Below are 12,853 nucleotides of genomic sequence, written 5' to 3' on the forward strand. Positions count from 1 at the left end.
ATTTGCAGGAATTAAACATGGCTTGGATCCAAATTCGTATAAATGCTAGCGCTGACAATGCTGACTTAATAAGTGATTTATTAATGGAGGCAGGAAGTGCCTCGGTTACTTTTATGGATGCAAAAGATACTCCAATCTACGAACCTAAGTTAGGCACAGTGCAATTGTGGGCCGACACGATTGTTATTGGTTTATTTGAGGCGAATCATGATATGAATAGCGTAACAGCATTGCTTAACGCTAATAATGCCTTAAAGCAGCCTTTAGTATATAAAATTGAACAACTTGAAGACAAAGATTGGGAACGTGAGTGGATGGACAACTTCTTTCCGATTCAATTTGGTGAAAGGTTATGGATTTGTCCAAGTTGGCGCGATATTCCTGATCCAGATGCAGTGAATGTATTACTTGACCCTGGCCTTGCTTTTGGTACTGGCACACATGCAACAACATCACTGTGTTTAAAGTGGCTTGAAAGCCAAGACTTAACCGGTAAAACGGTAGTTGATTTTGGTTGTGGCTCTGGAATTTTAGGCATTGCAGCAATTAAATTAGGTGCAGAGCGTATGATCGGTATTGATATAGACCCACAAGCACTCGAAGCAAGTTTAGATAATGCACAGCGCAATGGAGTCGCTGATAAATTAGAAGTCTATTTACCTGAAAATCAACCTGAATTTAGTGCTGATATTGTAGTGGCTAATATTCTTGCACAACCGCTGCGTGAGTTACACAATGTTATTTTAGGGTTACTTAAACCCGGTGGAAAAATTGCTATGTCGGGAATATTAGCTGAACAAGCACAGTCAGTTGCCGATATTTATGCCCCTAATATTGTACTTGATGAAGTTGCCGTTGAAGGTGATTGGACACGAGTCAGTGGTGTAAAAAAATAACAGCCAACAAAAACCCAAGATAGAGTATTAACTCTAAACTTGCATCTAAAGCCTGTAATTAACAGGCTTTACTATTTCTTTACAGTTTATAAATTATTTATTTTTTACTCACGCAAATTAAGGATGCTTAATTTTCAAACAAATTAAGTGTATCTTCATGCGGTTATCAAATGTCAATACGAAAAAAGCAAAAAAAAACACTTTTGTTCAATTTATAGCCTTTGATTTTTACTAAAAAAACCGTAAACTTAGCGCCCCTTGAAAAGAGGTCAATTGAATAAAGTGCGTATAGGTAACTACCAACTAGAGAATAACGTAATTGTTGCGCCAATGGCGGGCATTACAGATAGACCTTTTAGACAACTTTGTCGTCGCTTAGGTGCGGGGCTTGCTGTCTCTGAAATGCTATCGTCAAACCCTAGAGTGTGGAAAACTGAAAAGTCGATGAACCGCATGGATCACAGTGGCGAATCGGGAATACGTTCTGTGCAAATTGCAGGTGCTGATCCTGAGTTAATGGCGCAGGCTGCACAATTCAATGTAAGTAATGGCGCGCAGATCATAGATATAAATATGGGCTGCCCAGCTAAAAAAGTGAACAAGAAACTCGCAGGCTCTGCTTTATTACAGTTTCCTGAACTTGTGGAAGAGATACTCGCTGCCGTTGTAGAAGCGGTAGATGTACCTGTAACACTAAAAATCCGTACAGGATGGGATCAGGATAACCGTAATGGTGTAAAGATTGCGGGCATAGCTGAACGTTATGGCATAGCATCACTTGCTGTACATGGTCGCACACGTGCGTGTATGTACAAAGGTGAAGCTGAATATGCCACTATTAGGGATATCAAACGTTCAGTGTCTATACCTGTTGTCGCTAACGGTGATATTACATCACCCGAAAAAGCAAAGCAGGTTTTGGACTATACGGGTGCAGATGCCATTATGATTGGTCGAGCCGCCCAAGGTCGCCCTTGGATTTTTAGGGAGATAGACCACTATTTGCGAACTGGAGAGCACTTACAGCCACCTGCTATTTCAGAGGTACGCAGTATTTTAATGGAGCATTTAACTAATCTCCATGCGTTTTACGGTGAACCAATGGGAGCGCGGATCGCTCGCAAACATGTAACTTGGTATTTGCAAACCCATGACAGTGACGGTCAGTTTAGGCGAGTATTTAATGCATTAGATAACCCACAAGCACAGGTTGATGCATTAGAGCAATACTTTAAAACACTAGCAGCTAACTAAGAAAGAAAGAGATATAAACAATGTTCGAACAAAACGTGACTTCTCCATTTATCACTAACCCTCATGTTCAGTCACACGAGAAACCGCAGCCATTGCGTGATGCAGTGAAAAAAGCTGTTCACCACTATTTGAAACAGCTTAACGGTCAAGATGTGCAAGATGTATATGACCTTGTTCTTTCTGAGCTTGAAGCACCATTACTTGAAGAAGTAATGACTTACACACGTGGCAACCAAACTCGTGCTGCTATTTTACTAGGTATCAACCGTGGTACTTTACGTAAAAAGCTTAAAAAATACGGTATGAACTAATACCCGCATTTACTTAATAATAGTAAATGTTAAAAAGGCACCTACGGGTGCTTTTTTTATATGTAAAAAAATCAACTTAAAAATCCCCCATCAGACCCTTTAAACATCGTTTTTTCATCAATATTCAGTTAAAATATGCGCTTCTAAGCTAGCTCATTAACTGAGGAAATTAAACTACAATGGATACACATCGTCCTATTCGTCGCGCACTATTAAGTGTGTCTGATAAAACCGGTATTGTTGAATTTGCCCGTGCTCTTGAAGCGCAAGGTGTTGATATTTTATCAACTGGCGGTACTTGCAAACTACTTGCAGAAAATAACATTAAAGTGACTGAAGTGTCAGATCACACGGGGCATCCTGAAATTATGGATGGCCGCGTAAAAACACTTCACCCTAAAATTCATGGCGGTATTTTAGCACGTCGTGGACAAGATGAAGATGTAATGGAAAATCATAACATCTCAGCTATCGATATTGTTGTAGTTAACTTATACCCCTTTGCGAATACAGTCGCTCAAGAAAACTGCAGCCTTGAAGATGCCATAGAAAATATTGATATTGGCGGTCCAACAATGGTACGTGCTGCGGCTAAAAACCATAAAGATGTCACTATTGTGGTCAACGCAAGTGATTACGATCGTGTGATTAGCGAAATGCAAAGCAATAATGGCTCTACAACCTACAAGACCCGTTTTGACTTAGCTATTGCAGCCTATGAACATACAGCCCAATACGACGGTATGATTGCCAATTACTTTGGTAAAATGGTTCCTGATTACACCGCTGATGCCGCTGAAGACACTAAATTTCCGCGCACTATCAATATGCAGTTCACTAAAAAGCAAGATATGCGTTACGGTGAAAACTCGCATCAAGATGCTGCTTTTTACGTTGAAAACGATGTAAGCGAAGCCTCTGTTGCAACAGCAACTCAGCTACAAGGTAAAGCTCTTTCGTTTAATAATATTGCCGATACCGATGCAGCACTTGAGTGTGTTAAAGAATTTGACGTACCAGCATGTGTAATTGTTAAACATGCAAACCCGTGTGGCGTATCTATTGGCGATAACATTTTAACTGCTTACGAACGTGCATTTAAAACCGATCCAACCTCAGCGTTTGGCGGCATTATTGCTTTTAACCGCGAGTTAGACGCTGCGACAGCACAAGCAATTGTAGATCGTCAATTTGTAGAAGTGATTATTGCACCGAGCATTTCAAGCGATGCAGCTAAAATTGTAGAAGCGAAAAAGAATGTGCGTTTACTAGAATGCGGACAATGGAACGGCAAAGCAACAGGACACGATATTAAACGCGTAAATGGAGGTGTTTTAGTTCAAGATCGTGATTTAGGCATGGTCACTCAAGGCGACTTAAAAGTTGTTTCTAAGCGCCAACCTTCTGAGCAAGAACTTAAAGATTTACTATTTTGTTGGAAAGTCGCTAAGTTTGTAAAATCTAATGCGATTGTTTACGCCCGTGATGGTATGACGATCGGTGTCGGTGCCGGACAAATGAGTCGCGTATACTCTGCTAAAATAGCAGGTATTAAAGCCGCAGACGAAAATCTAGAAGTCCCTGGTTCGGTAATGGCATCTGATGCCTTTTTCCCATTCCGCGATGGTATCGATGCTGCCGCGCAAGCGGGTATTACTGCTGTCATTCAACCAGGTGGTTCAATGCGCGATGAAGAAGTGATTGCCGCAGCTGATGAAGCTGGCATGGCAATGGTATTTACCGCCATGCGTCACTTCCGCCACTAATCACAAAAAGGGTTAAACATCATGTTTAACCCTTTTTGTTTGCAACCGATTCACGTATTCTGACTATTCATTACGCTAATTTATAAACTAATAATGTGAAGGAACAATCGATGAAATTTGTACTTAAATCACTTTTTGTAGCTACACTTGCTATGACTTCAACAATGGCTATCAGCCATAATCATAGCGCAAACGTTGAACAAGCAGTTCAATCAACCGAACGTAGCGCTAAAAACAGTGCACGAGATGAATATCGTCACCCTATTGAAACCCTTTCGTTTTTTGGATTAAAGCCAACAATGACCGTGGTAGAGATATCTCCTGGCGGTGGTTGGTATAGCGAAATTTTAGCACCCACTTTAAAAGACCACGGTTTATATTATGCCGCACATTACCCAAGTGATTCTTCAGTTGGTTTTTACCAACGCTCTCTTGCGGGTTTTAAAAGTAAAGTGGCTGAAGATGCGCGTTTTAGTAAAGTAAAAATAACTGAATTTCTACCGTTAACCCATGTAGACATTGCTCCCGCAGGCACTGCAGATATGGTGCTTACTTTTAGAAATGTACATAACTGGTACATGGGTAAAGATAAAACGGGCGCATTGAGTGCCTTTAAAGCGTTTTATAAAGCACTTAAACCAGGTGGTACACTTGGCGTTGTTGAGCACCGTTTAGCCGAAACTCGTGCTGATGAAGATCAAAAAACGTCAGGTTATATGAAACAAAGTTATGTTGTTAACCTTGCTAAACAAGCTGGATTTGAATTAGTTGCAAGCAGTGAAGTAAATGCCAATCCAAAAGATACAGCCGATCACCCAAAAGGGGTTTGGACCTTACCACCTAGCTTAAGACTTGGCGAGCAAGATGCTGCTAAATATAAAGCGATTGGTGAAAGTGACCGAATGACGCTGAAATTTAAGAAACCGCTTTAAATAGGATATTCGCCATGAATGTATTGATCATTGGCAGCGGCGGCCGCGAACACGCACTTGCGTTTAAAGCCGCTCAAAACACTAGAGTTAACACTGTATATGTTGCACCAGGTAATGCTGGTACAGCCCTTGAGCCAAAATTAGAAAATGTCGCTATTAATGTAGAAGACCTAGATGGCTTACTAAACTTTGCTCAACAAAATAAGGTTGAGTTAACGATTGTTGGCCCTGAAGTCCCATTAGTATTGGGTGTAGTTGATAAATTCCGTGAACATGGCTTGGCTATATTTGGCCCAACGGCGGGTGCCGCACAATTAGAAGGCTCTAAATCTTTTACTAAAGATTTTTTAGCTCGCCACACGATTCCAACTGCAGACTATCAAACGTTTGAACAAATTGAGCCTGCATTAGCGTACCTAAAAGAACAAGGAGCGCCAATTGTCATTAAGGCTGATGGCTTAGCAGCAGGTAAAGGCGTTATCGTTGCCATGACTGAGCAAGAAGCTGAAGATGCAATCCGCGATATGCTTGCTGGCAATGCATTTGGTGAAGCGGGTAGTCGAGTTGTTATTGAAGAGTTTTTAGAAGGCGAAGAAGCTTCGTTTATCGTAATGGTCGATGGTAAAAATGTATTACCTTTTGCGACCAGCCAAGATCATAAACGTGCATTTGATGGTGACGCAGGCCCAAATACAGGTGGTATGGGAGCTTATTCTCCTGCCCCAGTGGTCACTGATGAAATCCACCAGCGCATAATGAACGAAGTTATTTACCCAACCGTAGAAGGTATGGCAAGCGAAGGCCATCCATATACCGGCTTTTTATATGCGGGTTTGATGATTGACAGCTCTGGCACCCCTAAAGTTATTGAATATAACTGTCGTTTTGGCGATCCCGAAACTCAGCCAATGATGTTGCGCCTACAATCAGATTTAGTTGAGCTAATTGAAGCCGCAAATCGAGTTGAATTAGATAAAACAATCATTAAATTTGACCCTCGAGCTGCAGTGGGCGTTGTGTTAGCGGCTAAAGGCTACCCAGATAGCTACCCTAAAGGCGATGCTATTAGCGGTCTTAAAGTTAACTATCCTGCAGATGAAAAAGTGTTTCATGCTGGGACAAAACAAGATGGTGATAGTGTCCTCACTGCCGGTGGCCGTGTTTTATGTGCTACCGCACTTGGAAATACAGTAACACAAGCTCAACAACGTGCTTACGAACTGGTAAATGAAATAAACTGGGAAGGCATGCAATACCGTACTGATATAGCTTATAGAGCGATTGCTCGCGAGAAGTAATACTCTAATATTGGTACAACCAGTAAAGTTAATAACTTAAGCGCAGTTCATCTGCGCTTTTTTAGTGCTACACTTATTTGGGCTGACCTAAAAGGAGTACATTAGTAATGGACATAAAAACGCTAAAATTTCACACACTCGCTGTTGTTATTTTACTTTTTATTCTATTTATAATTGGTACTATTATACCTTATTTAGTCATGCCAACTAAGTACACATTAGATAAAACCACCCCAATTAATATAATCCCATCTTACTTTATAGATCCATCAAAAGAGCTCAGTGTTAAACACGTAATCTCACAGTTTGACCAATTTACTCAAAAACCTCTTACAACAATTCCTTGGGGCTTTGAAAGGCAAAATTACTGGTTAAAGCTAAATTTAAAAAATAGAGGGGCTAACACACAAAATATCGTAAGCCATTTTGATAACCCGATGGTTGATCACCTGACTGTTTACGAGCTTAATACCGACAACGAGATCATAAAAACCCACCATCTTGGTGATAAAGAGCCTAAATTAACGTTATTCCAATATAGCGTCCCTCATATAGAACTCGCTTTAAAAGCGAAAGCTCAGCGCAGTTTATTGATTAAAGTAGATACCATAGGGATTAGTAAAACTCCCGTTATTCTCTACAGAGATAAAGAATTTTTAGATTTATTGCGTTCGCAATCTGGAATTTGGGGCGTATTTGTCGGTGTATTGTTGATGGCAGCACTTTATAATTTAGTATTGTATTTTGGAATAAAAGACCGCGTCTATTTAGTTTATATTGGTTATATTCTAAGTGCGATTACATTACTTGGTGCAGTATTAGGCTATGGCTTTTACTTATGGCCATTAGAATGGCAGTTATTTATTCATCACCAAATTATATTTTTTAATTATACCATTGCCTTTTTTACCCTCGCCTTTTGCACCATGTTTTTACGCTATCATAAAGATAAATGTTGGCGTTATAAACTGAGTCTCGCGTTACTAGGGCTGATGGTAATACTGGCAATCAGTAGTTTATTTATTGTTGAATATATTGCCGCACCTATTTTCTTTGTCATCATGGTTCTGTTATATATTGTGTGTATTATTTTAATTTACCATAAATTACGCAGTGGCTTTAGGTGGGCTAAATTTTATGTTATTTCATGGGTCCCGCTTATTTTAGGAGCCGCAATACAACCTATTGAGCTTACTGGAGCAATCCCTTATAGCTTTACAACTCGCCACGCTTTTCTAATGGCCATTTTATGTGAAGTCGTGCTTATGGCCATGGCATTGGCTGATCGCGTTCGTTATCAACGAGAGCGTGCGCTATATCATGCCACCCACACACAGCAAACAAAGTTACTCAATAGCGCTAAACTAAAACATGCTTTTATGAACTTACAAGCACAAAATCGCGCCACCACATTATGCTTAATTAAAATTAGCCACTTTAACTCTTTAAATACAATTATCACCTCAACTCAAGGGTGTAATTTAATACGCTATATAGCCGAACACTTAGAACAACTGCTAAGCCACGAACGTGAGTTTACTAATCTAGATATTGATTTTGAGAAAAGCCCCCGTGTAGCTGATTTAGGCAGCGGCGTATTTGCCTGTATTTCAACAAAAACACAAAGCCTTAAAGGACTTGAAGTTCAACTAAAAAAGATATTAAAACACCTGCCTAAACGCTATGAAATTGAAGGTTTAGATTTACAGTTAAGCTATCAAGCCGGGGTGTGTCACTCCCCTGCATTTAATCATTTTGAAATGTGGTTAAAACAAGGTTACTCCGCATTAAAAAATGCTAAATTAAATATGTCTAAAATAGCGATGTCATCACACAACGCTAATTTAGATATGGATATTACATTAGCAGCTCGATTACAGCAGGCCATAAAGCACGACGAACTGGCACTGTATTATCAGCCACAAATAAATATATCAGATAATCAAGTAATGGGGGCTGAAGCACTGTTACGCTGGCCAAGCGACGAGTTTTCTAGTTTATCTATTGAAGAGCTTATTTTGCTTGCAGAGCATACCGGGGTTATTAATGAGCTTTCTTTATGGGTGATCGAACGCGCATGTAAAGACATTCATTATTTTTCGCAAGCAAACCTGCTCGATCATAGTATTAGTGTAAATTTAAGTGCTCGTAACTTATCAATAAACAACCTTGCCGAAAAAGTAGAAAACTTATTATTAAAGTATCAAATCCCTGCCAATCTACTTAAATTTGAACTCACCGAGTCAGTGCTCGTTGAAAGCCAAGATGCTTTAATTGCACTGGTTAAAGACTTAGCAGAGCTAGGCGTTAAAGTGGTACTCGATGACTTTGGGACCGGGTATGCCTCGTTAAGTTATTTAATAAACTACCACTTTAGTGAATTAAAAATTGATAAATCGTTTGTTATGGATTTACCAAATAACCCTAACCACCAGGTCATCGTTAAAACAGCTATAGATTTAGCCCATAACTTAAACTTATCTATTACTGTTGAAGGGGTTGAAACCGAAGAAATACATAACCTGCTAACAGAAATGGGAGCCGATAAGGGGCAAGGTTATTTATATTCTAAAGCGATTTCACGCGAGCAATATTTACAATGGGTTAATCGCTATTAACGCTTTATAGCAATTAACCTTGCTTGCACATCGAGCTTAAAATTTTAAAACGATAACAATAAGCATGATAAACTACCCTTTTAAACATCTTTAGGGGCAAAGTGAAGATGCAAGGTACATTACGTAAATTAAAATCAAGCTTAACTACACCCGTTCAATATCACCTACCTATCGGCAATGAGCTAGTTGATTTAAACGCATTAATAGGGCAACAAGTCACCCTTACTTTTAGTGGCACAATCTTATGTTCTAACTGTGGTAAAAAAACCAAAAAAAGTTACTCGCAAGGCCATTGCTTTGTATGCATGCGTAAGCTTGCTAGCTGCGATATGTGTATTATGAAGCCCGAAACCTGTCATCACAGCGAAGGGACATGCCGTGAACCGCAATGGGGTGAAGAAAACTGCATGATCCCTCATTATGTGTATCTTGCAAATACATCAGGGTTAAAAGTGGGTATTACTCGCCATACACAAATCCCTACTCGCTGGGTCGATCAGGGCGCAACGCAAGCACTGCCTATTTTTAAAGTACAAACGCGTTTACAGTCGGGCTTAGTTGAGGTTGCGCTAGCGCAATTTATTGCCGATAAAACAAATTGGCGCAACATGCTAAAAGGGCAAAATGAAAACATTGATTTAAAAGCCGCTGCTGCACAGTTAATTCCACAAATTGCAGATAAACTAAACGAATTAAGTGAATTATTTGGCGCCACCGCTATAGAGCAACTCAATGAAGACGTTGTTGATCTAAATTTCCCCGTTGATCACTACCCAACTAAAATTAGCTCGTTTAACTTTGATAAAAATCCTGAAGTGTCTGGGGTATTACAAGGGATAAAAGGTCAGTACTTAATATTTGATACCGGTGTTATAAATATTCGTAAGTTCACCTCGTACGAAGTCACTTTAAGCTAAACAAGAACAAGTAATATGAATCAACTGTTTCCACAAATCGTGTTTCTTCAAGATGACCTTGAGGTAGTAGATACAATACAACAACGCAACGAGTTTCTTCACAATGTAACAGCAAGTGAAATAGAGCACGTTATTGTACTTACCCCACAAGGCCACTATTACAGTTTAGCGAATAAACACGTTGAGCCATTAACGCCAGTGCAATTAGCCACCGTGGTCACGCGTTATTTAGCGAATGAAGGACATTGTTGTTTAAGCAAAATTACTCAACTAACACCTAGCCAAGCATTTACTTTACTCGATATTTAACTTTCGCTTAGAGCTTTTATATGCGCTACTGCACTACGACCAAGTGCAGATAGTGCATATCCGCCTTCAAGATAAGAAATAACACCTTTACAGCCATTTTGCATAGCCACTTTACATAACTGCTGGGTGATCCAGTAATAATCATCGTCAACTAACTTTAAGCTCCCCATATCATCTTCTAAATGAGCATCAAAGCCGGCGCTAATAAAAAGCAGTTCAGGCTTAAAGTCGGCTATTTTTTGTTGCCACTGCTGAAAAAAAACGGCTTTTAAATCATCACCGTCACTGGCAATCGCTAACGGTGAATTAATAATATGATGATTATTTTCAACAGCGGTATTAGGGTAAAATGGATATTGAAATAACGAACAAAAAAGTACATCTTCGTCAGCAAAAAAGATATCTTGTGTCCCATTGCCATGGTGAACATCAAAATCGGCTATCGCGATACGTTGAATACCTTTACTTTTTGCATACTTAACTCCAATCGCTAAATTATTAAAGACACAAAACCCCGACGACTCAGTGCCTGTCGCGTGATGCCCCGGCGGGCGTACCGAACAAAATGCGGCGTCTAATTTATCAGCAAGTATTTCATCTACCGCCAAAATACCAGCCCCAACCGCTCGCGCTACGGCATTTCCTGAATCAGGACACAACCATGTATCACCATCGAGTGACTCAAGGCCTTCATTAGGAATGCTGTTTTCAAAATGCGTTACTTGTTGCTCACTGTGAGCCAATAAATAATGATCTCGTTGCGCTTTTGGTGCTTGCAATTGAGCAATGCCAATATCAACACCACTGGCTAATAATCTATCTGAAATAGCATCTAACCGCTGTGGGCATTCAGGATGATCTGAGCTCATTTTATGCTTACGACAGTGTGGATGTGAAATAACAGCAGTACGCATAAATGCTCCCAATAACTAATAAGTGTCAGCACTATAACAAAGCCACCTAATGGTGGCTTTGCGACTTTGGTGTATAACCACTATTTAGCAAGTAAGTTTAAATTTCTAAAGTCAAAGCTAAAGTCGGTGACATCTGTAGACACGGCTTCCATTTTAGCGCTTTTCACCCGGTTATCGGGGTTAAGATCAAAACGAATAAACGCATCTGCTTCAAGTAGTTTTTCATCCCACTTAACAATAAAGGTATTGCCAGTGTAATGCTCAAGCGTTCCTTTTAAACGCTTAGTGTGAGTAAAATCGATACGTAACTTACCATCAAGCTGCTCTACAACGACATCGCCATACCAGTTATCGTGTAAAGTGCCGGTGTAATTAATATTAGGTAACTGCGGCTGATAATCTACAGGAGTATCAGGCTTAGCATGAGCATAAGCTTTGTTTTTTCCTGCAAAATGTTTTTTAGCTAAATCTTCTACCCACTCTTTGTCATCTAATTTAAGTGCATCTTCTAATACCTCATGAGTAATAGCCGATAATGCACTAAAGGCTTGCTGGTTAGATAAAATCACAATACCCAGCTTTTTCTCAGGGACTAATGTCACTTGCGATACCATACCTAAAATACCACCGCCATGACCTAGCTTTTTAAAGCCATGGTAATCCTCAATACTCCAGCCTAAGCCATACCCTCTAAATTGTTGATGGTAAGCCTCAAAAGCACTTTTTGAAGCCATTGAGGTAATATGAGGGTGCCACATTTGTGCTTGCTGCTTTTCGCTAAATAGGGTTTCACCTGTTGGCATTTTCCCGCCGTCGAGCTGAGTTAATAGCCACTGGCTCATATCGCTGGCACTCGATGCGATAGCGCCTGCGCCTCTAAAGTCTTCGAGATAATTAACAAAGAATGGATTTAACTTACCATCCATCGGAATATGACCAATCGCCCAGTTTTTATTACTTTTAGGTATACGCGAAAACCCTGCACGAGAGTTATCCATATGCAAAGGCTGCAAAATATTTTTTTCGATATAGTCATTCCAACTCATGCCCGAAACACGGGCAACAACTTCTCCAGCGGTTACAAACATTAAGTTGTTATACGCATATTGACTACGAAAGCTGCTGGCTGGTTTTAAGTACTTTAATCCCGCTAATATCTCACTAATAGGTTTATCGGTGCTTGGCCAAATCATTAAATCACCTTGGCCTAACCCTAACCCACTACGGTGACTTAATAAATCACGAATACGCATTTCACGCGTGACATACGCATCGTACAATCTAAACTCAGGGAGGTGATCAATAACTCGGTCGTCCCAGCTAATCTTCCCCTCATCAACAAGCTTTGCAAGAGCCGCAGAAGTAAATGCTTTGGTGTTCGATGCAATACCAAATAAGGTGTCTTTGTTTACGGCTGCTTTTGTATTTAAATTAGCGATACCAAAGCCCTTAGCAAACACAACTTCATCGTTTTCAACGATAGCCACCGCCATACCTGGCACATCAAAACGTGCCATAGAGGCATGAATAACCTCTTCAATTTTTTCTGCATTAACATCAGCAAAGCTAGCAAAAGACGTCGTTGCTAACATCGCTATAGCGGCTAATTTTGTGAACTTCATATTCATCCTTAGATTT

General features: G+C 40.0%; 11 protein-coding genes. 9 read left to right on the forward strand and 2 right to left on the reverse strand.

All coding sequences use genetic code 11. The features are described from left to right. The first annotated feature begins 17 nt into the window (after positions 1–17). From prmA to J8L70_RS06915, 9 genes are all read left to right on the forward strand, one after another. Positions 18–896, forward strand: coding sequence for a 50S ribosomal protein L11 methyltransferase (gene prmA / locus J8L70_RS06875; RefSeq protein ID WP_211054796.1), 879 nt, complete (start codon positions 18–20; stop codon positions 894–896). 282 nt (positions 897–1,178) lie between these two features. After that, entirely contained in the window at positions 1,179–2,150 is a 972-nt protein-coding gene (gene dusB / locus J8L70_RS06880; RefSeq protein ID WP_211054829.1) for a tRNA dihydrouridine synthase DusB, read from the forward strand. A gap of 20 nt (positions 2,151–2,170) precedes the next feature. Further along, positions 2,171–2,461 (forward strand): DNA-binding transcriptional regulator Fis, encoded by a 291-nt coding sequence (fis, locus tag J8L70_RS06885; RefSeq protein ID WP_002957804.1) that lies wholly within the window; start codon positions 2,171–2,173, stop codon positions 2,459–2,461. Positions 2,462–2,640: 179 nt separating this feature from the next. Beyond that, positions 2,641–4,227: a bifunctional phosphoribosylaminoimidazolecarboxamide formyltransferase/IMP cyclohydrolase gene (gene purH / locus J8L70_RS06890; protein WP_211054797.1), complete on the forward strand. Its 1,587-nt coding sequence runs from the start codon at positions 2,641–2,643 to the stop codon at positions 4,225–4,227. Positions 4,228–4,337: 110 nt separating this feature from the next. Further along, on the forward strand, positions 4,338–5,159 hold the full coding sequence (locus J8L70_RS06895; RefSeq protein WP_211054798.1) for a class I SAM-dependent methyltransferase: 822 nt from the start codon (positions 4,338–4,340) through the stop codon (positions 5,157–5,159). A 14-nt stretch (positions 5,160–5,173) separates the two neighbouring features. Continuing rightward, positions 5,174–6,457, forward strand: coding sequence for a phosphoribosylamine--glycine ligase (purD, locus tag J8L70_RS06900; RefSeq protein WP_211054799.1), 1,284 nt, complete (start codon positions 5,174–5,176; stop codon positions 6,455–6,457). A gap of 107 nt (positions 6,458–6,564) precedes the next feature. After that, positions 6,565–9,075, forward strand: coding sequence for an EAL domain-containing protein (locus J8L70_RS06905; RefSeq protein WP_211054800.1), 2,511 nt, complete (start codon positions 6,565–6,567; stop codon positions 9,073–9,075). 107 nt (positions 9,076–9,182) lie between these two features. Continuing rightward, positions 9,183–9,992 (forward strand): DUF2797 domain-containing protein, encoded by an 810-nt coding sequence (locus tag J8L70_RS06910; protein WP_211054801.1) that lies wholly within the window; start codon positions 9,183–9,185, stop codon positions 9,990–9,992. Positions 9,993–10,007: 15 nt separating this feature from the next. Continuing rightward, positions 10,008–10,301, forward strand: a complete 294-nt coding sequence (locus tag J8L70_RS06915; protein WP_211054802.1) for a DUF4144 family protein — start codon at positions 10,008–10,010, stop codon at positions 10,299–10,301. Here J8L70_RS06915 and J8L70_RS06920 read toward each other — a convergent pair. Together J8L70_RS06920 and J8L70_RS06925 are read right to left on the reverse strand one after the other, a co-directional pair. Next, on the reverse strand, positions 10,298–11,215 hold the full coding sequence (locus J8L70_RS06920; RefSeq protein ID WP_211054803.1) for a histone deacetylase family protein: 918 nt from the start codon (positions 11,213–11,215) through the stop codon (positions 10,298–10,300). The genes J8L70_RS06915 and J8L70_RS06920 overlap by 4 nt on opposite strands. A gap of 80 nt (positions 11,216–11,295) precedes the next feature. Next, positions 11,296–12,837: a serine hydrolase gene (locus tag J8L70_RS06925; RefSeq protein WP_211054804.1), complete on the reverse strand. Its 1,542-nt coding sequence runs from the start codon at positions 12,835–12,837 to the stop codon at positions 11,296–11,298. Between the last annotated feature and the right edge of the window lie 16 nt (positions 12,838–12,853).

It is taken from the genome of Pseudoalteromonas sp. MMG010, from assembly GCF_018100905.1.
Lineage (GTDB): Bacteria > Pseudomonadota > Gammaproteobacteria > Enterobacterales > Alteromonadaceae > Pseudoalteromonas.